The following is a 22,878-nucleotide window of genomic DNA, read 5'->3' on the forward strand; positions in this document are numbered from 1 at the left end:
AGGAAATATGGGAGAAACCGATGAATGGATTCTATTGGAGCAAATCAATGATGAAGAATTAATCTGGGCAGGGACAAAAGTCAGAGTATATGGTCTAGGTCTGAATGTGAGCGATCAGGCTGAAGACTATAATGACTATCTGGTATCCTACATCTACGATAATCAGGAGTATTCTGCAATTAACAAACCTGTCCGCGGGTGAAGCTGGTAATATACGAGGTGTCCTTAAAAAGGATCAACCCAACCATTATGCGCTGGGTAAAACGCTAAAAGCAATCATGGGAGATAAAAATTGTTATGTGCGAGGGGAGTAAGATTGTCTAAAAAATAGAATATAATGGATTTAAATCAATTTACTTTAAATCCATCTATCACGTATACTATATTTACCTGGAAAAAGAGTTTTCATCGAAAAATAGGCGGGAAGCTTTTGTTTACTAAGTTATGAAAGCGCTTTTCTGGGCATGTTGAATATCGATGGAAAGGAGGGCACATTAGAAAGAGAACGTTGAGGCGGTCGGAGTGGCGTGATCAACGATACTACCCCTATATTAAGAGGAGGTACATTAATGTTTAAAAGCAAACTAGTCAAGGGAGCGATGGCTCTTGCACTCTTCAGCACATTGTTTTCCATTCCGGCAGTGCCTGACGCCAGTGCCGCAGATGCCAGTTGCCCCAACGGTTATGTGGGCCTGACATTCGATGATGGTCCATCTGGCAATACAACCAACATGCTTAACGCATTGAAGCAGGCTGGCCTGCGGGCAACAATGTTCAACGTTGGACAAAATGCGCAAAATAATAAATCTCTGGTTAGTGCACAGGTAGCCGCGGGCATGTGGATCGGCAACCACTCGTATACACATCCCAATATGACGAACTTAAACAGTTCTCAGATGTCGTCAGAGATTACGCGGACACAGCAGACCATCCAATCGATAACGGGAACCTCACCGAAGCTGTTCAGACCGCCTTATGGTGCGACGAATGCGACCTTGAAATCTGTTGTGAGCCAAAATGGCCTTAGGGAAGTGCTGTGGAATGTAGATTCCCAGGACTGGAATGGTGCCAGCGCAGCACAGATTGTAGCGTCTGTTAACACGATGAAAAGTGGTGACGTCATTCTCATGCATGATCAGTACCAGACGACACTTCAGGCGGTTCCGCAGATTGCACAAAATCTGAAGAACCGTGGCCTCTGCTCCGGCATGATCTCACCGACGACAGGTCGGGCAGCCGCGCCTGATGGCGGCAACACGAATCCCCCGAGTAACGGAACGAAAGTGGAAGCTGAAAATATGACCAAAGGTGGCCAGTACACCGGAAATATCAGCTCTCCTTTCAACGGAGTTGTGCTGTACGCTAACAACGATTTGGTTAAATACACGCAAAATTTTGCAAGTGGAACCCATAATTTTTCACTTCGTGGAGCTTCAAACAATTCCACCATGGCGAGAGTTGAACTGAAGATCGGCGGACAGACGAAGGGTACCTTTTACTTCGGAGGAAACAGCCCTGCGGTCTATACGCTCAATAATGTCAGCCACGGCACCGGAAACCAGGAGATCCAGCTTGTTGTAACCGCCGATGATGGGACATGGGATGTGTATATTGATTACTTGGAAATAAATTAACAATTTCAAGGTCCATGAATAGATATGCTATTCTAACGAGATCCCGTCGGGTTGACCCGGCGAGATTCATGAGATATTCCTGGCGATTATTGATAATTCCGTGAATTGCCATAATACACTAATGTGAAATGATAGAAGGCAAGATTGAGAGGATACACAGAACGGATCACCTAACATCATATTCAAGCTGAGGCTAGGACTCCTATGTTCAAATTAAGGTTCATTTACGACGCAAAATAGTATTTGTTTTTCCTTAAATATGTTATTGAATGGTTATTTCCTTTATTGAGGGTTGTATGGGGAGGGGATCAGTTCCGGAATAGTCGACAATGTTACGAATTGTTGAAATCGTTTTCACAACGAACAATACTACTTTAACGGAGGTTATGATATGCTGTCCAAAATGAAAAAATGCGGGATTTACAGTTTAGCTCTGGCATTGTTTGCTTCAGTTGTATTCACCGGATGGAGTACCAGAGCTTCGGCGGCAACCCCGATCACATCGGATTTCAGGTCATTGCAAGCTTCGCAAATCGTGAATGAAATGGGTGCAGGTTGGAATTTGGGCAATCAACTCGAAGCAACAGTGAATGGTACTCCTAACGAGATAGCATGGGGCAACCCGGTTGTTACTCAGGCATTAATCAAAAAGGTGAAAGAAGCAGGCTTCAAAACGATCCGTATTCCGGTTTCTTATTTGAACCACATTGGAGGCGCACCTAACTATACAATCAATTCCGCGTGGCTGGATCGAATTAAAACTGTTGTTGATTATGCCTACAATGAAGGATTGTACGTTGTCATTAACATTCATGGAGATGGATATAATTCCGTTCAAGGCGGGTGGCTGCTAGTGAACGGTGGCAATCAGGCTGCCATTCAACAGAAATATCAGCGTGTATGGCAGCAGATTGCCAACAAGTTTATCAATTATGACGAGCGTCTTATTTTCGAATCGATGAACGAAGTGTTTGACGGCAATTACGGTAACCCGAACTCTGCTTACTATGCTAACCTGAACGCGTACAATCAAATCTTTGTGAATACGGTGAGACAGACCAGCGGCAATAATAGCGCAAGATGGCTGCTGATCCCGGGTTGGAATACGAACATCGACTACACGGTGGGGAACTACGGCTTCGTTCTGCCAACCGATACGTACAGATCCTCAACCATCCCTAGTTCTGAGAAAAGACTTATGATCTCGGCACATTATTATTCTCCGTGGGATTTTGCGGGAGAGGAATCAGGTACGATTACGCAATGGGGAGCATCCGCGACGAACCCTTCCAAGAAATCGACCTGGGGACAAGAGGATTACCTGAATTCGCAGTTCCAATCCATGTACAACAAGTTTGTGACCCAAGGCTATCCTGTCGTGATCGGTGAATTCGGTTCTATTGACAAAACTTCGTACGACACCAGCAACAACGTATACCGTGCGGCGTTTGCCAAAGCGGTGACGGCAACAGCTAAAAAGTACAAAGCGGTGCCAGTCTATTGGGACAATGGCTATAACGGACAGCATGGTTTCGGCCTGTTTAACCGTTCGAACAATACCGTAACGCAGCAAGGCATCATTAATGCGATAATGCAAGGCATGCAATAATAATACGTTAGTAGGCAGTAATTTCATACCAAACGGCGCGAACCCGCTAAGGCTGATAACGCGCCGTTTTTGGTGTTCTTTTATCATGCGCCGGATTCACCAAAAATAAAGAAGAAGATAATCTATACATTTTCGAGAAGACTTTGTAGACTGATTCGTCTGCAAGATTTTTTCGAAGAATCTGAACCGCAGACAAATTTTTTGAGGTTCATGAATGATAGAACCCTTATCAGAAATAGACAATTAACTGTAGGTGATAAGTACAATGAAGAAGATATTCATAATAGGAATTGTAGCTAGTGGTAAGACAACACTTGCAAAACAATTATCCAAACACTTGCAAGTGCCTTGGTATGAATTGGATAGTATTGTGCATAATCAAACTGAAAATGGAAGAATCAAGCGTACACCCCAGGAGCAAATCAAAGTCATTCAAGTTATTGATGGACAAGGACAGTGGATTTTTGAAGGCACAGATCGCGAATCGTACCAGTGCTTATATGAGATGGCCGATACCATTATATTTCTTGACCCGCCCTTATGGAAACGGAGATTCAGAATAGTTACCCGATATCTTAAACAACAGGCAGGATTAGAAAAGGCGCTGTATACGTCTGACTAAAAATGTTGAAAATGATGTTTAAATGGACCAATGATTTCGAGAAAAACAGGGTGAATTTTGAAGGGAAGCTGAAATTATATAAGGACAAAGTTATTAGAATAACAGACAATCATAGCCTGAATTTTTTGGATCATGGAGAGTAGTTTCTCTTGATGAAACAGCTTATGCTAAAGTGATATGGATAACATTTTGATGATGGATTATACATAAGGAACATATAGAATTCATTAAATCCCACAAAACCTTTAACGGGAAGTAGCCAAGCTATTGAGAAGTTTCCATGATGCGACAGTCGGATTCACCGCCTCTTCACAGTTCATCAACAGTTATCCAGAAATTTCACCGACGGCGGATGAAAAGGGCGTGTCCCCTATTATAGTGGTCGCTTACAGTTGTATTTATTTACCAATCATGATAATGTTATCATCAAAACCAACCGTTTAAGTTGGGATTGACTCTCGGAGGTGTGATGAATGACTAATATTGCGAAGAATCTCACAGATCTGATTGGTAATACACCACTGTTGAAGCTTTCAAATTTTGCAAGAAAGCATCAAGTGGAGTCGAAAATCATTGCCAAATTAGAATATTTTAATCCAGCAGGTAGTGTAAAAGACAGAATAGGATACGGAATGATTAAAGACGCTGAAGAGAGAGGGTTAATTAACCAAAATTCAGTGATCATAGAACCGACGAGTGGAAATACAGGTGTGGGACTTGCTTTCGCAGCTGCAGCTTTAGGATATAGATTAATCATAACCCTTCCTGAAAGTTCAGTGTTGAACGTAGGAAACTATTGATCGCTCTGGGGGCGGAACTAGTTCTTACACCTGCCACAGAAGGAATGTCTGGAGCCATTAAAAAGGCTGAAGTAATAGCCGCTACAATCCCACGTCGATCTGAATTGGGTTTATCGCATAAAGGGGCTACCCCTTCATCAGACCGTAACAGAACAACATGGCCCCATGATTGATGAAAATGGCAAACTTCCGATGGTTCAAGAGGTATCTTTGAATTCACTTCTGTCTACATATGAAGGTGTCATAACGATGTTGAAGGACGAATGTACACAATTAACGGATGACGATCTAACGAAGCTTGTTACTTTTGGACATGAGAATGAAAAGCAAGCAACCATACGCTGGGGCATATGGCATATCGCTGACCACAGTCGTTATCATCAAGCTCATATGAATCAACTTCGAAGATGGTATTTAGAGGCACGTTAAGGAACGATGAGGAAACCAATAGGGTAAATAAGTTTAAGGTATATAGGAAAAGGTGATGGGATGGAAAATATATTTGAAATGAATCACTTTAATGTGGAAGAAAAAACGATTTTTGAAATACATGCAGCCATGGAAAAGGGAGAGCTTTGCTCAAGAGACCTGGTCATGTATAACTTGTATCGTATTGCACAATTTGACCAAAACGGACCAAGGATCAACTCCGTGTTGGAAATAAACCCGGATGCAATCTTTATTGCGGAGGCCATGGATAATGAAAGGAAATCAGCGGGGGCGAGAGGACTTCTACATGGTATTCCGGTTTTGTTGAAAGATAACATAGAAACCAACGACAAAATGCATACAACCGCAGGAGCACTGGCTTTAGAAAACCACATCAGTTCTAAGGATGCTGTTCTTGTCACGAAGCTAAGGCAAGCTGGGGCGGTCATACTTGGGAAAACAAATATGACAGAGTGGGCGAATGGCATGTCATCTGATATGTGGGCAGGATACAGCGCTATAGGCGGTCAAGTTTTAAATCCTTATGGTGATTTCTTTCCAGGGGGCTCAAGCACGGGTTCCGCTGCTGCGGTAGCTGCTAACTTTGCGATGGTTTCCATAGGTACAGAAACATCTGCTTCCATACTAAGTCCATCCATTCAGAACTCTATTGTGGGTATAAAGCCAACTGTAGGCTTGATAAGCCGTGCTGGAGTAATACCGTTCTCACACTCGCAAGATACTGCTGGTCCCATGGCTAGGAATGTAACAGATGCAGCAATCCTACTGGGGATACTTTCTGGAAAAGATGAAGATGACCCGGCTACTTGGAAAAACCCTCAACCTACGGTAGATTACACAACATGTTTAGACTTCAATGGATTGAAAAATGCAAACATAGGCATATTCAGGAATGTCCCCCTTACACGATACCATGATAATGAAGAATATGATGATATACTATTTGAGAACGCTGTGAAGCAGATTAAAGAAGCTGGAGCTCACATTATTGAAGATATAGACATCCCATCATTTGACCGAAAATGGGAGTGGAACAAGCTGAATTATGAATTTAAACATAGCGTTAATCAATATTTGCAAGGTCTTCCATCCGATCTACCTGTCCACACCCTGAGCGAATTAATGGAGTGGAACAAGCAACATGGAGATAGAGCTTTAAAATATGGTCAAAACCTGCTCGAATATAGAGCACAATTGAATAATCCATCTAATAATTCGAATTACATTTTAGAGTTAATAACGGATCTATATCATTCGCAAAATAATGGAATAGATTATGCAATACATAAATATGAACTGGACGCCATTGTATTTCCTTCTTACGTTGGTGCTGATCTTTCTGCAAGAGCGGGGTACCCATCGATCGCTGTACCTGCGGGATATAAGGCAAATGGAAGGCCATTTGGAATTACGTTTGCTGGTAAAGCCTTTAGTGAATCGCTATTGATTCGCATTGCATTTGCCTTTGAACAACGAACAGCTCATAGAAAAAAACCTAACCTATAACATTGAAAGAGCGTCTTAGCTTTGAAGTAAAAATATATGTTGGTGTTACCTTCAAATCATTAAAAGATGATTATCAAAATGTTTGCTAATTGACCGCGTGATAGCCTATGGGCTGGACAGCGGTTTTTTTTGTGTCCAACGTCCTTTCCCTATGAATTCCTTTCTATTCATTTTCAACAATTGTGATCAACAATACAGCAATATTGTTCGGATTAGATCGAAATAACTGTGATACAATTCATTGTAAAGCGCTATCATTGTAAATTATTAAACTATATTGCTTTTTATATTCTGAGAAGGGAGATCTTTACTGATGCTAACCATACACACCCCGACGAATATTGCTTTGCAGGAAAATGAAGTTTATGTGCGATCAGAAGCAGATAATTTTCAGGATGAATGGCCTGTTCATACGCATAATGGGTATGAGATACATTATTTTATTCAAGGAGATGCAACCTTTTTAATCGGTGACCGAATATATAAACCGCTGCCCGGAGATATGTTTATATTCAGAGGGGGCGTGCCCCACCGAATCAATCCTTCAAGAGAAATTGTGTACAAGCGAAGTTTCGTCAATTTCACGGAATTATTGCTTTTGGACATGCTTGCTGTCAGTCAGTTGGAGAATCTGATGTCCATATTCCGTCATCCCAATGGGTTATTGGTGCATTGGCCTCCGGAGGAGCGTGAGCATATCACAGGTATATTTAAGGGAATCAAGGAGGAGATGGGGGCAGGAAATACAGGGTATAAAACAATGGTCAAATTAAGTCTTACCCAATTGCTACTGCGGATTTACCGGAAAACAACCAGTGAGCAATCCGCCAATCCTATTTTATGTTCCTCCCAGAAGCAGACAAGTGTAAGCCGGGTTCTTCATTATTTAAACCAGAACTATACGGAGAATGTTTCGTTGGATGAACTGTCCAAAACACTCCATTTGAATAAATACTACATTTGTCATTCTTTCAAAGAGACAACGGGATATACCATAAGCAATTATGTTATACGGAAAAGAGTTGCAGAGGCCAAAAAATTGTTGCTGTCTACGGATGCACCGATTTTGTCCATATCTGAGACGCTAGGTTTTAACACACCTGTATATTTTAGCAGGGCCTTTAAACAATATGTGGGTGTATCACCACAGTTATTCCGTAAAAGTGAATTGCTTAACGAAGCCAAAATTCATTAGACCCTTCCAAGGAGATGTTGATATGACAAGAAGAACAACGTTTAAGCTCATCACTAGCATGGTATTGGTCATGTTACTCATCGTATTGACTGCTTGTGGAAATTCAGGTACCAATGCTAATTCAAAACAAACAACTCTGGATTTCCTATGGTTCTCTGACGGAAAAGAAGGAGAGGTCATCAAGGAAATCATTAAAGAGTATGAGCAGACCAATACCAAGGTTAAGATCAATCTGATTGAAGTTGGCTTCAAAGATATCCAAACCAAATTAAAAACAATGTTATCTGGTGGAAAGCCACCTGCCCTGAGCCGGGTCACGGATACCGGATCATTTGCTAATCAGGCGGTTGATCTGACACCCTACGTGGACAATGCGGATCAATTCAAGGATCAATTTATTGACTCACTTAAACCTTATTATGTTATTAATGACAAGCTGGTAGCGGCGCCTATGGATGTCACAGCGAATGGGCTTATTTATAACAAAACCTTATTTGATAAAGCGGGCGTCAAAGTACCGACCTCTCCTGACCAGGTATGGACGTGGGATGAATACACAGCTGCTTTAAAAGAGGTTATGGACAAAGGCGGAGCACGTTATGGCATGGTATGGGATGTCACTCCGCATAGATGGTCCACTCTTTTGTATCAGAATGGCGGAAGCATCTTAACGGAGGATGGCACTGCGGCAGCGATTAACAATGAAGCCGGAATCCGTAGCATGGAGCAGTTCAAGCAGCTTCATCAAGAAGGGATCATGCCCGAATCCGTATGGCTCGGAGGGGAAAATCCGAACAACCTGTTCCGTTCTGGGACGGTGGCTACCCACTGGGCTGGCAACTGGATGATCAGCAATTACAAGGATATTACCGATTTTGAATGGGGCGTCACCTATATGCCCAAAGGAACACAACGTTCTTCCGTGCCCGGCGGGAAGTTTCTGATGGCTTTTGAAGGCAGCGGATATGAGCAGGAGGCGGCAGAATTTATTCAATACTTAACGTCCAAAGAAGTGAATTCAAAATATAATCAGGAATCATTGTTTATGAGTCCACGGAAGGACAGCTCTGTATTGAATTATGAATTCGGCAAGGAGATGTTTGAAATTTTTGCGGATGAACTGAAGAACAGTTCGCCTCTTGCAGCTAATGACTGGTCCAGACAGACAATTATATCCAAAATTTCAACGGACCTGAAAAATAATATTGTTGAAGTTCTATCCGATAAGGCAACTCCGCAGGAGGCTTTGGATCGAACAGCCAAGCTGATTAACGAGGCTATTGGCAGTCAATAAACGTAAAGTCATTTGGCTAATTCACATAACGGAGGCTTATCGATTCCTGTGAAGCCTCCCTTTCGAATAACGCATAAGGAAGGGGCAAGCAGATGAGTGAAGGACAACGATTAAACAGGAATACGCTGGCAAAACAGAACAGGAAGCTCGTTATTGCTCCTTATCTGTTTATACTTCCCAACCTCCTGATCTTTGGAACTTTTATCGTATTTCCCTCTTTATTGGGCCTCTACTATTCCTTCCATGTCTATGATGGATTGAACCCGATGAAGTTCAACGGGCTGGACAATTATATCAAAATTATAGGGGATCGGGAATTTTGGTCGACCATCGGACGAACGGGGATTTATGCAGCAATTGTTGTCCCGCTAATATATGCAGCAGCGTTAGGGATTGCTTTGCTACTTGCACGCGAGATTAGAATGCGCGGCTTCTTCAGGGCCGTATTTTACTGGCCGACCATGATTTCTTACATTATCGTAGGATTGACCTGGAAATGGATTTTCGGAGATTCATTTGGCATTTTGAATCATCTGTTAACCGTGGTTGGTGTGGAACCTGTCGGTTTTTTAACCTCTTCCTTTTGGGCAAATACGGCTGTAATCATCGCGACAGTATGGTCACGTGCAGGCTTTTTCATGGTCATTTTTATCGCGGGCTTGCAGGCTATACCTACGGATTATTATGAGGCTGCCCGCTTGGACGGGGCAACGGGAATGAAGGTGTTCCGCTATATCACGCTCCCGCTTTTGAAGCCCACAAGCTTGCTTGTTGTTATGCTGACTCTGATTGACGCGTTCAAAGCCTTTCCACTTATGTTTGCGCTTACAGGTGGTGGGCCGGGCAAAGATACCACCTATATTGTTCAATATATTTATGAGATTGGCTTTAACAGACAGGAGCTTGGCCTGGCCAGTGCCATGTCGGTGATGCTGTTTATCCTTATTGGTGGATTCTCGGCTCTGCAATTCCGTCTATCGAAAGGAGGGGCTACGTGATGGTAATGAAGCCTATGGTCAAAATCGTCATCTACAGTATGTTAAGTGTTGCTGCAGTGGTGTGGCTCCTGCCTGTCCTGTGGGTCGTGATTTCTGCTCTGAAAACAAATAGCGATCTGTACAGCTTCCCTCCCAAGTTGTGGCCGCAGCCAGTCACCTTTGAGCATTTCAAGGAGGCATTCAGGAAAGGCGACTTTGGCTTATATTTTATGAATAGTACGATCGTAACCGTGTCCTCAACGGTGCTGCTGTTATTGATTAATTCCATGGCAGGCTTTGCACTCGCGAAGTACCGCTTCCGCGGAAGCACGATCATATTAATCGGTTTTATCTCAACACTCATGATTCCGATTGAGGTAATCATGATTCCCATATTCAAGGTGCTGAGCGCACTGGGTTTATATAATAGTCTGCTCGCGATTATTATCCCGCCAGCAGCAACCCCAACAGGTGTATTCCTTATGCGGCAGTATTTGTTGTCCGTACCGGACGAGCTGCTGGAGGCTGCCCGGATGGATGGAGCGGGCGAATGGAAAATTTACTGGAGCATTATTCTTCCTGTAGCAAAGCCGATTCTTGCGGTGCTCGCGATCTTCTCCTTCATGTGGAGATGGGATGATTTTGTATGGCCGTTAATTGCTATTAGTGATCCATCGAAATATACCATCCAGCTCGCGCTTTCTAATTTTATTGGTGAATACAACGTAGATTGGGGAAGTTTGCTTGCGATGTCCGTAATCACGATGCTTCCGGTACTGATTGTTTTTATGGTTTTCCAGCGATATTTTGTCAGCGGTATGATTACTTCAGGTATGAAAGGATGAGTTGAATGTCAGATACCACCCGTGGCGGGATGGATACCTTGAATTACAAACCTATGAAATTAGGCCACAATCAGGTCATTAATCATTGGATGATCAGCGGCATATATACGAAGCCTGTTGCCTTTGTTCCAACAACGATGGAGGGAGATATTAATGATTGGCTTATCGATGGTTTTGCCATTCATGAGAATCCATGTAGAAAGGAGTTTGTAGAAAATAGGAGAACGCAGCCTGTGAACCGATTTTTTGATCAATGGAGCGAGTTTCCTAGCCCGGGAGACGACTTCAGTAGAGAAGAGAACGGGATGCCTTGGGCACTGTATTCTCCCTGGAATAATCCACGGGTGGAGCAATCAGGATTTTGGTTTGTACCGACACATCTGCGCAGTTACGCGGCGACAAGGGTAATTTCTTCGACTGCTCATACCGCCTCTTTGCGGATAAAGACCTACGGTAGTCTGACATTGTGGATGAATGGGGAATTGGTGACGGACTTTACGCCTCTCATGCGTAACAAGGAGCAGGAAATCGTTATTAAAGCTGAACTTGTAGCCGGAATCAATGAGATATATGCCTGCTGGGAGGATCTGGCTGAGCGGGATACCATGTATGCTTTTGCGGTGGAATATCTGGGAAAAGAGGAATTGGTGATTTCTCTGCCTATTGCTCCTCATTTGGTGGAGTCCGTACAATCCGCAGAGCAAGCCCTCGAACAGGCTTATTTTCCTTCGGATATTTTTAGAGGTGAGCAGATTAAGCTCAGGCTTCCGCTTCCCTTGCCGGACATCGTTAGAGAGGTTGATATTCAGTATGGCAATTTTTTTGACGGCACCGAAAATAAGACGATACACATAGCTGAGAAGGAAACGGACCTGGTTCTGGCACATACCAATCAACTCGGTCATCATTACGTATACTTCACGCTGACTATTTCAGTTTCAAATGTTGTACTAACCAAGAAGTTTGGCTGCCAATCCTACGATACCAGCTATGATGAGGCTGCTCAGCAAGCTACGGATATTGAAGCCCGCAAATCGCTGGCTCTGCGATGTATTGCTGAGAAGGGCAGTCCCAATATTCATAAGGCCATCGCCATGCTGAAAACGGATGGCAATCTGCAAGAAGCGGAGAACATTTTGCTTGATGGTGTGGAAGGGATTGAGCAACGGAAGGATTGCAGTGACTTCTATCTGGTGGGGCTGTTTCGTCTTTGGAGAGATGAACGAAATAGCGGTCTGTTCAGTGAATTGTTCTGGGATCGGGTAAAAGCAAGTATTCTGGGCTATCGATATTGGATTGATGAACCTGGCGATGATGTGATGTGGTTCTTCAGTGAGAACCATGCCTTGTTGTTCCATACCAATGAGCTGTTAGCCGGACAGCTGTTTGGGGATGAAACGTTTGGCAACAGTGGTGAATCCGGTGAAGTACATCGTCAAAAAGCAGAGCAGAGGCTTGCCTTATGGTTTGAGCGCTTTTTGGATGAAGGATTGGCAGAATGGAATTCAAGTGCATACATTCCTATTGATGCGGTGGGGCTGTTGCATATCTATGAATTTGCCCATAATGAACAGCTCAGGCAGCAAGCCAAAAAGGCAATGGACCTGTTATTCTATTATATTACCGTTCAGATGCATCAAGGAGTCTTGTCCACAACGTTTGGGCGCAGCTATGAGAAGGAATTGCTGGGCAGTTATGCAGCGGGAACGACTTCAATGTGCTGGATCGCTTATGGCGTTGGTAATGTAAACAATTATTCAATAAGCAATGTTGTCTTGAGTTTATCGGATTACATTCCTCCAGCAGCATATCAAGAGCATCTGTTGCTTGGGGAAAATCAGCAGTTGGTGTTCGCTAATCAGCAGGGTAAGGGGGGTTACGCCAAGCTCTATCATTGTCGGACAAAGGAATACTCCCTATCATCAATCATTGGCTTTCGTCCAGGCAAGCCAGGTTATCAGGAGCATGTCCAGCATTTATCTCTGTCACCTGAGGCGCAGATTTGGGTGAATCATCCGGCAGAAATATATAAGCATGGGGATGGTCGGCCTTGCTTTTGGGCTGGGAATGGGATATTGCCCGACGTTGTTCAGCATGAGGAGATAGCTTTGATGATGTTTGATATTCCTGCGGATCAGACCTCCGATTGGACACATGCTTATTTTCCTACCGGCTCCTTCACGGAATGGGTAAGGCATGAGAACTGGCATTTTGCCCGTTTGGATAAGGGGTATGCGGCCATATATGCGGCCAACGGGACGAGTATGGAGAGCAACGGAGTGACGAGAGAGCGTGAGCTTATTTCCTCTGGCTTGCGCAACGCCTGGATTATAAGAGCAGGAAACGAACAGCAATTCGGGTCATTTGGCGCTTTTATCAACCAAGTTCGTTCTGCAAGCCCGCAATTCAACAGTCAAGCTTTAACTCTCACTCTAACAGACCCGGTATATGGTCCAATTCAATGGGGAATGAACAAGCCTTTTCTTATTAAAAAAGAGGAAATTGCACACGACGGTTATGGAGTGATGGGACAACTAAAGTTACTGAACATGGAGCACTGAATCGTGTGTAAGAAACCAAGGGAGTGAAAACCAACATGCCGAATCAAATGATGCTACAGGAGAGAATAAGCAAGGTATCCCATGCGATGGAGTCTATGAAAAACACAAGCATCAATGAACAGTTTCCAATTGGACTGATCGACATTCACCTATGGGAATGGCCGCAAGGTGTCGGTCTGTATGGCTTGCTTCAGCTTTATGAGGCAACGAAGGATGCCAAAGTGCTGGAATTTCTCGAATCATGGTACAATGCAAGGCTGATGGAAGGATTACCGGAAAAAAATGTGAACACCTGCGCTCCGCTCCTTACTTTGATCTCACTATGCGAGCTGACCGGAAACAGGGATTACGAAGATGTTTGTGAGGAGTGGAGCAGTTGGATCATGGATGGACTGCTGCGAACCGGAGATGGTGCGTTTCAGCACATGATCACGGGAGATGCCAATGATGGTCAAATTCTGATTGATACCCTTTTTATGACGGTGCTATTTTTGGCCAAGGCAGGGGTATACTTCAAGAAACCCGATATGGTGGAAGAAGCCAAACGACAGTTCCTTGTGCATATCAAATATCTATATAACAAGAAAACCGGATTGTTCTATCATGGCTGGGATTTCAATGAAAATCATAACTATGGTGCTGTTCATTGGGGAAGAGGCAATGCATGGTATACGGCGGGAGTTATGGATTTCCTTAATATCATTCCGATCGAAGACGGGCTAAAGGCCTATCTGCTGGATACAGCAACCGCTCAAGTCAGAGCACTGAGCAAGCTTCAGAATGAGGATGGCATGTGGCACACCGTGCTGGATGATCCAACCTCTTACAAAGAAACCTCCGCAACGGCAGCAATTGGATACGGCATTCTCAAGGGAATCCGGTATGGATACCTAGATGAATCCTATCGCCAGATTGGCTTGAGAGCGCTTGAAGCTGTGTTGAAACAAATTGATGATAACGGAGTCGTACAGCAAGTGTCCTACGGAACTCCTGTGGGGCAGGATGCCCAGTTTTACAAGGAAATACCGATTAGTCCGATGGGTTATGGACAAGCACTTACGTTGTTTATCCTGATTGAGGGCTTGCGGGTTCCAGCCACCGAATAAAATAAGGCGGACTTGTGGGGAGGATAGGGGATACAGTTTCCTGTATCCTCTATTGCCTATGATAGAAAATCTTCAGAAATAGGATGCAACACATTTTTTACTTGGTCATGAGAAGTTCATTCTCTCGGTTCGTAAATAAAGTTATATGTTAGAAACGGTTGCCTGAAAAGGCAGCCTATTTCGATTGGATTCTTTATATGCAGATCATTTAAGTTGAAATAACCCTTTTAAAATTTCGAGTGCACCCCCTGGAATTCCGCGGATATACTAGGGGGTTATTCCAATGCCTATTCTAAGGGCTGAATATACATACATAGATTCATGGTTGTTCTTGATTCTTGTAGCTTAGATTAACATCGCTTCTTGCGTTCAACTCCTGCCGGTCATTGTTGGCTCCGCATACGCCCGGATCTCAATAAGCTCCGCGTACCGGCTGCCATTGGTGGCATCGATGAGCACTCTCATAGCTTGTGCGTGAACGGGCGCATCCAGGCGATGAATGACTTGCCTTCTGCGGTTTCCTGTTACGCGTGCGATCTCGGTCCATTCACCAACCTGTTCCAATATTTCAATTCGGTAATCGCAAACAAGCTCAGGGATAACGTGGAACATGGTGCGATGATGGTGCAGGTTGACCAGATCCTCATTCACATCATCGTTAAAAGTCAGGTGAAGCTCAACTAAGGTCTGGGGTTCATCCCACGCCAACTGAAGCCATTCCGGCTTACCGGGCTCCATGGGTTCCGACATCCACTGCTGCGGCCCGCCGAAGGGACGGTGATAGCCGTTGATCGTTTGATCTGCCGTGTAAGCCATGGTGGGGGCCAGGGTCCGACAGCAGAAAGGCTGACGCGCCAAGCCTTTCATGGACCATAGCACAACTGGCTGCTCCATGGAGTGGTCTTCCAGGTTTTTGGAGAGATGGGACTCTTCCGTTTTGAAGAAAATCAGTACCCCACTGTGTGCTTCCGTGGAATGATAGAGTGAGACTGCTTTATTGGCCCGGATGATCATAAAAGCGTTCTGTGGTTCGTCCGGCTGCCATTCCAGCGGAAGCCTCACCCACTGCGCGATTCCTGCCGTAACCTTGACGGTCGTCGTGGCCTGTAGCGTGTGTGGAACGTAATTCTCCTTGCGTCCCGTATTCCATAGTTCTACCGTCAGATCGGTATCGCTATCCGTATCCAGTAACAGCTCAAGTCCGCTGAGCATCGGATGAACCGGTAGCAGGAGAGCGGCATCGTAACGCAGAGGGTACTTCTGGCCAGGCTGTTCGATGGCGATGCCGGTCAGCGTGCTGGAGGCCGTGGCTGTGGCGCGTCGGGCCAGATCCAATTCATCGCTGTTACGCAGCCCGATGATAGAAGCACCTTGCCGCAGCAAAGTCTGCTGCAGCGTCGTAAGATGCCCGGCGTGCAGTTCGCGCGGAGTCAGTCCCATGGCTGCGCAGAGCGCTGCGCCGGTTCCGGCTGCTTCGCCGATGACCGCACAGGTAGCCATGACGCGGGTCGTGCCGAAGGCGACATGCGAGGCGCTGATGTCGCGCCCGGCCATCAGCATATTTCGCACATTGACGGAGTACAGGGAGCGAAACGGCACATGATAGACACCGTCGGCGTGCATATGCTTTGAGCCGCTGGCTTCCGCGTACATCCCTTGCGGTGGATGCAGGTCGATCGACCAGCCGCCAAAAGCTACAGCGTCCGGGAACTCTCGCTGGCTGATAATATCATTCTGGTTCAGCACATAATCACCCGTGAAGCGTCGGTACTCCCTTTTTCCTGGCAGAGAGCCAACCCACTCCAGTGTCATGTTGTCCGCTTCGAATTTGCCGGAATTCTTGATATAATCCCAGATGCCATAGATGACGGCCCACAGCTCATCACGGATCAGTTCATTGTCATGTACGGTGTCATGTTCACCGCCCCATTCGATCCACCAGTAATGGCACCCGGAGTCGCCGCTGCGGATTACCCGGCGGATTGGGATGGTCGTCTGCGAAATATCCTTAGCAAAAGAGGGCGGCACATAACGGACAGGCATTCCCGCATCTTTGGTATAAAAGAGAACCGTGCTTCCCAGCGTGATCTGATCGGCAACCTCTGGCGCCCATTCCTCGCCGTATTCACTACGGGCCTCCCGACCCAGCGCGAACTTTGCTCCAGCCAGAAAGCCGATCAGCCCGTCGCCAGTACAGTCCAGGTAGAAGCTGCTCTCGAAACAAATTCTGCGCTCGGAGCCCATCATCCAGCCAGTGACAGAGGTGATTGTTCGTTCCTCTCCATCGCCTGAGGCCTGCACTTCATGCACATCCGTGTTTAAATACAGGGTGATATTCGATTCGGCTCGGACCGCTTCCAGAATGACCAGATCCCAGAGATACGGGTTGCCCTCCGGGTTGCGGTACTGGTTCTCTACAAACAGTTCCCCCATAATACCCGTTTCCCGGGCATAACGGTTAATCCCATGTGCGGTGGCACCGCACACCCAGACCCGAACTTCGCTACTGGAATTGCCACCGAGCACGGGGCGGTTCTGCACCAGCGCGACCCGCTGCCCCATGCGGGCAGCGGCTATCGCGGCACATACGCCGGCAAGTCCTCCGCCGATGACGGTGATGTCGTTTCGTACATGCTCCTGTTTCATATCTGTGACCTCCTTAACTGGAGTTAGATCAATCTGGCCTCCAATTACATATCTATAATTTCATCTTAGATTTATATATTCACTTTTCAAATGCACTATACTATCACCAAACATATACTTTATTTCACAGGAGGGGTGATCAAGTCATGGAGCTCCTTAACCACATCTACTGGAAGCAGAAAGGGCAATTTGCTCTTACGGAAGATATCTATACGACTTGGGTCGCTTTTGCCGTCGAAGAGGGCATATTCCGTTATGAGATTGGGGGTCAGATCGGAGAAGCGGGATTTGGCGATCTGGTGCTATGCCCCCCGGCGGTTCCCTTTCGGAGGACAGTCATTACCCCGCTGACATTTCACTATTTACAGTTTAGCAGTAGTCTGGAGGAGGAGGAGGAGCTTCTGCCACCAGCCGGAAAATCACAGATCAATGACACAAAGCGTTTAGCCTCGACCTATGCTTATTTGCGCCAGGACAGTGAGGAGAATAAGGGGTCAGCTGCCCGTTGGAAGACACATTTTATGATGGATTTGTGGCAGCAGTATCAGGTGGAACGCAGACAGAATCGCTTAAAGGAACGGAGATTTACCGAAGACGCACGAATGGCTGAAGCGGCAGCGCTGTTGGAGGAGCGGGCGGAAGAGGAGATCAGCCTTCAGGAATTGGCGCAGCGGCTCGCCTTGAGTCCGGTACAGTTGACGAGGCGGTTCCGGGAGGCTTTTCAGGAGACGCCATCAGGCTATCTCAAACGGGTCCGTCTGAAAAAAGCGCAGAACCTCTTGGCTGACAGCAGCCTGACCCTTAACCAAATTGCCGAGCGATGCGGATATGAGAACGGATTTTATCTGAGCAGGGTGTTCTCCAAAACGTTGGGCATAAGTCCATCCGAGTACCGCAGGAGACACAGAGTATGAGCAGAAAGAAGTGAGCTGCAAGTTTTAAAGACAACTTTGAAGACAGCGGAGCACCCGGTATATACCTTCATTACGGATTGCCAAGATTATGGAGGAGCTGGTGTGAATGAGTGGAGATGTTGCGGATACTACATTTCTAACCAAAATTAGAGGGGGAGGTACAATTTCAGTTGTAGATCACGGACAATTTATACTATAATTTACCATATAGAGTCCTCATCCGAACGTATGCCCCCTGTATCCGTTTGAATGAGGACTCTCATTTTATATTTAAAACCAAGGAGGTGGATATGGCCTTTGGCGTAAGGAATTTATCCTAATATTCAATAAAGGAGAATGGAAGCGATGGGGAAAATGATATTTTTGAAAGCGCTTAAATTTGTGTTGGTTATAGGTTTGTTAGTTCCTTTGTACTGGGCGGCTCCATCTGTCCATGCGGCAGAAGGGGAGAATGCCCTGATTCTGAGTCATGATTTTGAAGATGGTACTGTCCAGAGCTGGAGCGGACGCGGTGAAGTAGAAACGCTTCGCGCAAGCGCAGCTGCAGCTCGTAGCGGCGATTATGGACTGGAAGTGAGCGGGCGGGTTATGAGCTGGCACGGGCCATCGCTGGATGTGACAGAACTTTTGGAGGTGGGGCAGACGTATGTATTCACTGGCTGGGTCAAGCTTCCGGCGGGAGCGTCCAGCACAAACCTCAATATGTCATTACAGCGTACCCTGCCAGATACAACACATTATGAAAATTTAACATTTGGCACGGCATCCGCGAGCGGATGGACCAAGCTTACTGCGCAGTTTAAAATGCTGGAACCAGCGAATCAGTTATCGGTTTATTTTGAAGTGCCAGACCGTGCTACAGCTTCTTTTTATTTGGATGATTTCCGATTGGAGAAGTTGCCGGATCTCGGACCCATTGTGATCGAAGAGGACATTCCTTCCCTACAGGATGCTTTTGCGGGCAAGTTTCGAATTGGGACGGCCTTCACGAACAATGAACTGCTGACCGAACCGGACAAGCAGCTACTTACGAAGCATTTTGATAGTCTGACACCAGGCAATGTTCTGAAATGGGACAGTACCGAGCCGCAAGAAGGTGTGTATAACTTCAGCGGGGCGGATGCCGCAGTAGCTTTTGCAGCAGCGAACGGACAAGAGGTACGCGGACATACCCTCGTTTGGCATACGCAAACTCCGGATTGGGTATTCCATGATGCCAACGGCAATCTGGTGAGTAAAACGGTGCTGTATGAACGGATGCAGCAGCATATTGAGACGGTGATGGAGCGTTATCAAGGCCAGATCTACGCTTGGGACGTTGCAAATGAAGTCATCGATGCCTCCCAGCCGGATGGCCTGCGACGCAGTCTGTGGTACGAGATTGCCGGGGAAGAATACATTGAGAAAGCATTTGAATTCGCTCATGCAGCCGACCCGGATGCCAAGCTGTTCATTAATGATTACAATACCCATGAGCCGGCCAAAAGCCAGGCCCTCTACAACCTGATCACTCGCCTTCAAGCCAAGGGTGTGCCTATTGACGGAGTCGGCCATCAAACACACATCAGTCTCTATTATCCATCCCTATCGGAAATTGAGAGCTCCATTGTCAAATTTAAGGCACTGGGCCTCGAAACACATATTACAGAGCTTGATGTAAGTATCTATTCCAATGATTCGCAATCTTACGATACCTTCCCGGAAGAACTGAAGACACAGCAGGCGGCGCTGTACAAGTCCCTGTTCCAGATCTTCCTGAGGCATACAGACACGATCAAGAATGTTACCTTATGGGGCAAGGATGATGCCAATACCTGGCTGCGCACCTTTCCGGTCGCCCGTAACAACTGGCCACTGCTTTTCGACGAGCGACTTCAGTCCAAGCCAGCCTATTGGTCTGTACTAGAGACGGCACAGGTCGAGGCAGTGCCAGTCGCTCCGCAGAATCTGACCGCCACTGCAGTTAGCGATAACAGCATCCATCTAAGCTGGAGTGCATCCGCAAGTGCAACCTCCTATACGGTAAATAGGTCGCTGACAGCAGCTGGACCTTATACATCTGTGGCTTCTGTAGCGGGAACAAGCTACAACGATACGGCAGTATCTGCTGGAACCACCTACTATTATGTGGTGAATGCGGTTAACAGCGTTGGGAAGAGTGTGAACTCCGCTCAAGCCTTCGCAACGGTCCAGGGTGGAGGGCCGCCAGAGCCTGCTGGCAATCTGGCTCTAGCCTATCGTGCAGGGGATACAAATCTGCTCGACAACCAGATGAAGCCGCAGTTTGTCATTCATAACAACGGGACCTCCGCCGTTAACCTGAATGAACTGACGATTCGTTACTGGTATACGGTGGACGGGGAGAAACCACAATCCTTTTTCTGTGATTATGCACAGCTTGGAGGCAGTCATATCAGTGGCAGCTTTGTGAAGCTGGCTACACCTGTTCCTGGAGCGGACCATTATCTGGAACTGAAGTTTGGTACCGGAGCAGGTCTGATTCCGGTCGGGGGAACCTCGGGGGAGATTCATACCCGGATGCACAAAGGAGACTGGTCCAATTACAGCGAAGGGGATGATTATTCCTTTAACCCGCTACAGACCTCTTTTGCCGATTGGACCAAGGTGACTCTTTACCGGAATGGCGAGCTTGTCTGGGGAGTGGAACCCAAATCATGAATTTATAATTAGTCTCACTCAGCATAGCCGGGGATCCTAGATCTCCGGCTTTTTAATGCAATAGAACAAATCTGTGTATCCCTATCCCGCCTCTGGCAACGGGTATCACATATCCATGCGAATGAGCCCACCCCCGGCCGAAGCGGGTGGACTGATGGTATAATGATTTCAACAATTGCAGGGGAGCGCTGAGGGGATGAAAAAGCCCGACTGGAAGACCTTTTTGCCGCATAAGCTCAGGTATCGGCTGTTTGGTGCGTTTGTGGTGTTGATTCTGCTGCCATTCAGCGTACTTAATATCTACAACTATGGACAGATCGAATCTCTGGTTGAGCAAAAAATCAGCGAACAGAGCCACGAGCAATTGGTGCAGTTGTATGGTTCTCTGGAGGACCAGATGAGTATTGCATTCAAAACGCTGATTTTTCTGGAACAGGATTCAGCCGTAAGAAACGTTCTGTCCTCTCCGGCCAATCGTTCTCCGCTTGAGAACAAGTCGTTGGTGGAAGAGAAGTTCAAGATGATCAACAACAGCTTTTTTCTATATAATCCTTCCGTTTATTTCACCCTGCTGGATTTTCATGATAACGTTTACACTTCATATTTGCCAAAAAAAGCCCTGGCCTACGCCCCCTATCGGGAACAATTTCGCAAACATCTTGGAGAAATGACCTTAACCGAGGGCGGCACCGATCCGAACCCGCTTCCATCGGAAGAGTTGTTCTATCGCTGGGATGCTCGGGATACCAACCATGTCCTTCGGGAGTTATCCTCCAGCCCGTATCTGTTGTCACTCTATGCGTACATGAAGGACAGCGGCGGCAAAAGGTACGGAATGGCACGGATCAGCATCGATTATTCATATTGGTTTCAATCCATGCTGAAGGATTCGCAGAGTAACCAGGAGTACTTCCTGATTACCGGCAGTGGGGAAACGATCGCCCGCTCGTCCGAAAAAGCCATGCTCTCTCCAGAGGTGACCCGGGAAATTGCTCTCCATCCGGCAGAGGCCTATCTGACGGATAAAGATTCGGATACGCTGATTAACTACGTATACATCGAATCACTGGACTGGTATATGGTAAACCGTATTCCACTGGCTGTGCTGTTTACGGAGATATCGGGGCTCAAGCAGCGCTACTTTTTAACGTTTTTTGGCTTCACGGCAGCATTTGTGCTCATGGCCTTTATGATCTCGGCGACGTTCACTCGGCCTTTGTCACATCTGCAGAACCAGATGAAGGAGGTTGTACGCAAAAACCTCAAGGTCCGTATCCCTGAAGGCCGCAGCCGCGGAGAAGTGCTGGAACTGACCCGGACGTTCAATACCATGCTGGATGATGCGAATCAGATGATCGCCAGACTCAAGGCGGAAGAGCGTCAGAAGGAAGCGGTACATTTTCATATGCTGCTTGCCCAGATGAATCCGCACTTTCTCCTGAATACGCTCAATACAATGAAATGGAGTGCCATCCGCAGCGGGAATGAGGAGATTTCCGAGATGTGTGTTTCCCTGGGCAAGCTGCTGGAGGTCAGCCTGAATTCACAGGTGGAACTGGTGTATCTGAAGGATGAGATCGAGCTGGTGCAGGCCTATCTGCATATTCAGCGAATCCGATATCGGGATAGCTTTGAGGTGACCTGTGAGTTTGACGATGTACTGGAGTATGCGCTGGTACCGAAGCTTAGCCTACAGCCACTGGTGGAGAATGCGATCCGCCATGGCGTCGGACCACTTACGGAGCGCGGTCAGATCCGCATCGAAATTTATATGCGTGATACAGGAACGCTGGTGTTGGAAGTGGAGGACAACGGGATCGGAATGGAGGAATCCCACCGTCTGCAGATTACCCGAAAGCGTCCGGGTATCGGTCTGTCCAACCTGAAGGAGCGATTGCGGTTGCTGTTCAAGGGTCAAAGTGAACTGGAAGTATTGGATACTGCACCGGGGACATTAATCCGGTTCAGCATTCCTTTTTTATTGTCGACACCATACGTCCAGAAGCGCTCTGACTAGACGTATAGAGAGGGGAATCAGAC

The 22,878-nt window shown here is 46.4% G+C and carries 16 protein-coding genes and 1 pseudogene; 16 read left to right on the top strand and 1 reads right to left on the bottom strand.

The features are described from left to right. Positions 1–7 precede the first annotated feature (7 nt). The 13 genes and pseudogenes from ACR32F_RS12430 to bglB all read left to right on the top strand — a co-directional run bounded on the left by ACR32F_RS12430 (position 8) and on the right by bglB (position 14,599). A complete protein-coding gene (locus tag ACR32F_RS12430; protein WP_440118983.1) occupies positions 8–202 on the top strand; it encodes a hypothetical protein in 195 nt (64 codons plus the stop codon). Between the two features lie 367 nt (positions 203–569). After that, positions 570–1,634 (top strand): polysaccharide deacetylase family protein, encoded by a 1,065-nt coding sequence (locus ACR32F_RS12435; protein WP_440118984.1) that lies wholly within the window; start codon positions 570–572, stop codon positions 1,632–1,634. 391 nt (positions 1,635–2,025) lie between these two features. After that, positions 2,026–3,243: a glycoside hydrolase family 5 protein gene (locus ACR32F_RS12440; RefSeq protein WP_440118985.1), complete on the top strand. Its 1,218-nt coding sequence runs from the start codon at positions 2,026–2,028 to the stop codon at positions 3,241–3,243. Between the two features lie 265 nt (positions 3,244–3,508). Then, positions 3,509–3,865 carry a shikimate kinase gene (locus tag ACR32F_RS12445; RefSeq protein WP_440118986.1) on the top strand — a complete coding sequence of 119 codons (357 nt, stop codon included), beginning with the start codon at positions 3,509–3,511 and terminating at the stop codon, positions 3,863–3,865. A gap of 473 nt (positions 3,866–4,338) precedes the next feature. Then, positions 4,339–4,757 (top strand): annotated as a pseudogene (locus ACR32F_RS12450) (PLP-dependent cysteine synthase family protein); the annotation flags it as partial. Positions 4,758–4,782: 25 nt separating this feature from the next. After that, positions 4,783–5,094 carry a DinB family protein gene (locus tag ACR32F_RS12455; protein ID WP_440119807.1) on the top strand — a complete coding sequence of 104 codons (312 nt, stop codon included), beginning with the start codon at positions 4,783–4,785 and terminating at the stop codon, positions 5,092–5,094. Positions 5,095–5,154: 60 nt separating this feature from the next. After that, positions 5,155–6,621, top strand: a complete 1,467-nt coding sequence (locus ACR32F_RS12460; RefSeq protein WP_440118987.1) for an amidase family protein — start codon at positions 5,155–5,157, stop codon at positions 6,619–6,621. 313 nt (positions 6,622–6,934) lie between these two features. Beyond that, a complete protein-coding gene (locus ACR32F_RS12465) occupies positions 6,935–7,816 on the top strand; it encodes an AraC family transcriptional regulator (protein WP_076216236.1) in 882 nt (293 codons plus the stop codon). Positions 7,817–7,838: 22 nt separating this feature from the next. Then, on the top strand, positions 7,839–9,110 hold the full coding sequence (locus ACR32F_RS12470) for an ABC transporter substrate-binding protein (RefSeq protein ID WP_440118988.1): 1,272 nt from the start codon (positions 7,839–7,841) through the stop codon (positions 9,108–9,110). A 92-nt stretch (positions 9,111–9,202) separates the two neighbouring features. Then, positions 9,203–10,108: a carbohydrate ABC transporter permease gene (locus ACR32F_RS12475; protein WP_105598307.1), complete on the top strand. Its 906-nt coding sequence runs from the start codon at positions 9,203–9,205 to the stop codon at positions 10,106–10,108. A 5-nt stretch (positions 10,109–10,113) separates the two neighbouring features. After that, positions 10,114–10,932: a carbohydrate ABC transporter permease gene (locus ACR32F_RS12480; protein ID WP_440119809.1), complete on the top strand. Its 819-nt coding sequence runs from the start codon at positions 10,114–10,116 to the stop codon at positions 10,930–10,932. 5 nt (positions 10,933–10,937) lie between these two features. Continuing rightward, positions 10,938–13,493 carry a hypothetical protein gene (locus tag ACR32F_RS12485; protein ID WP_440118989.1) on the top strand — a complete coding sequence of 852 codons (2,556 nt, stop codon included), beginning with the start codon at positions 10,938–10,940 and terminating at the stop codon, positions 13,491–13,493. Between the two features lie 35 nt (positions 13,494–13,528). Next, positions 13,529–14,599: a beta-galactosidase BglB gene (gene bglB / locus ACR32F_RS12490; RefSeq protein WP_440118990.1), complete on the top strand. Its 1,071-nt coding sequence runs from the start codon at positions 13,529–13,531 to the stop codon at positions 14,597–14,599. A gap of 369 nt (positions 14,600–14,968) precedes the next feature. Here bglB and ACR32F_RS12495 read toward each other — a convergent pair whose 3' ends face one another. Further along, positions 14,969–17,245 carry an FAD-dependent oxidoreductase gene (locus ACR32F_RS12495; RefSeq protein ID WP_440118991.1) on the bottom strand — a complete coding sequence of 759 codons (2,277 nt, stop codon included), beginning with the start codon at positions 17,243–17,245 and terminating at the stop codon, positions 14,969–14,971. 146 nt (positions 17,246–17,391) lie between these two features. Between ACR32F_RS12495 and ACR32F_RS12500 the strand changes: the two genes are divergently transcribed. From ACR32F_RS12500 to ACR32F_RS12510, 3 genes are all read left to right on the top strand, one after another. Beyond that, the gene (locus tag ACR32F_RS12500; RefSeq protein ID WP_440118992.1) at positions 17,392–18,159 is read left to right on the top strand and encodes a helix-turn-helix domain-containing protein; all 768 of its coding nucleotides are present in this window, start codon (positions 17,392–17,394) and stop codon (positions 18,157–18,159) included. A 345-nt stretch (positions 18,160–18,504) separates the two neighbouring features. Then, positions 18,505–20,838 carry an endo-1,4-beta-xylanase gene (locus tag ACR32F_RS12505; RefSeq protein WP_440118993.1) on the top strand — a complete coding sequence of 778 codons (2,334 nt, stop codon included), beginning with the start codon at positions 18,505–18,507 and terminating at the stop codon, positions 20,836–20,838. 196 nt (positions 20,839–21,034) lie between these two features. Then, entirely contained in the window at positions 21,035–22,855 is a 1,821-nt protein-coding gene (locus ACR32F_RS12510) for a cache domain-containing sensor histidine kinase (RefSeq protein ID WP_440118994.1), read from the top strand. Positions 22,856–22,878: the final 23 nt, after the last annotated feature.

The organism is Paenibacillus hebaui (genome assembly GCF_051934385.1).
GTDB lineage: Bacteria > Bacillota > Bacilli > Paenibacillales > Paenibacillaceae > Paenibacillus.

Bases quoted from the DNA above. Each gene is read 5' to 3' on its own strand.
- ACR32F_RS12505 (WP_440118993.1), top strand. From the start codon at position 18,505: ATGGGGAAAATGATATTTTTGAAAGCGCTTAAATTTGTGTTGGTTATA.
- bglB (WP_440118990.1), top strand. From the start codon at position 13,529: ATGCCGAATCAAATGATGCTACAGGAGAGAATAAGCAAGGTATCCCAT.
- ACR32F_RS12500 (WP_440118992.1), top strand. From the start codon at position 17,392: ATGGAGCTCCTTAACCACATCTACTGGAAGCAGAAAGGGCAATTTGCT.
- ACR32F_RS12430 (WP_440118983.1), top strand. From the start codon at position 8: ATGGGAGAAACCGATGAATGGATTCTATTGGAGCAAATCAATGATGAA.
- ACR32F_RS12475 (WP_105598307.1), top strand. From the start codon at position 9,203: ATGAGTGAAGGACAACGATTAAACAGGAATACGCTGGCAAAACAGAAC.
- ACR32F_RS12480 (WP_440119809.1), top strand. From the start codon at position 10,114: ATGAAGCCTATGGTCAAAATCGTCATCTACAGTATGTTAAGTGTTGCT.
- ACR32F_RS12435 (WP_440118984.1), top strand. From the start codon at position 570: ATGTTTAAAAGCAAACTAGTCAAGGGAGCGATGGCTCTTGCACTCTTC.
- ACR32F_RS12495 (WP_440118991.1), bottom strand. From the start codon at position 17,245: ATGAAACAGGAGCATGTACGAAACGACATCACCGTCATCGGCGGAGGA.
- ACR32F_RS12460 (WP_440118987.1), top strand. From the start codon at position 5,155: ATGGAAAATATATTTGAAATGAATCACTTTAATGTGGAAGAAAAAACG.
- ACR32F_RS12440 (WP_440118985.1), top strand. From the start codon at position 2,026: ATGCTGTCCAAAATGAAAAAATGCGGGATTTACAGTTTAGCTCTGGCA.
- ACR32F_RS12470 (WP_440118988.1), top strand. From the start codon at position 7,839: ATGACAAGAAGAACAACGTTTAAGCTCATCACTAGCATGGTATTGGTC.
- ACR32F_RS12465 (WP_076216236.1), top strand. From the start codon at position 6,935: ATGCTAACCATACACACCCCGACGAATATTGCTTTGCAGGAAAATGAA.
- ACR32F_RS12445 (WP_440118986.1), top strand. From the start codon at position 3,509: ATGAAGAAGATATTCATAATAGGAATTGTAGCTAGTGGTAAGACAACA.
- ACR32F_RS12485 (WP_440118989.1), top strand. From the start codon at position 10,938: ATGTCAGATACCACCCGTGGCGGGATGGATACCTTGAATTACAAACCT.
- ACR32F_RS12510 (WP_440118994.1), top strand. From the start codon at position 21,035: ATGAAAAAGCCCGACTGGAAGACCTTTTTGCCGCATAAGCTCAGGTAT.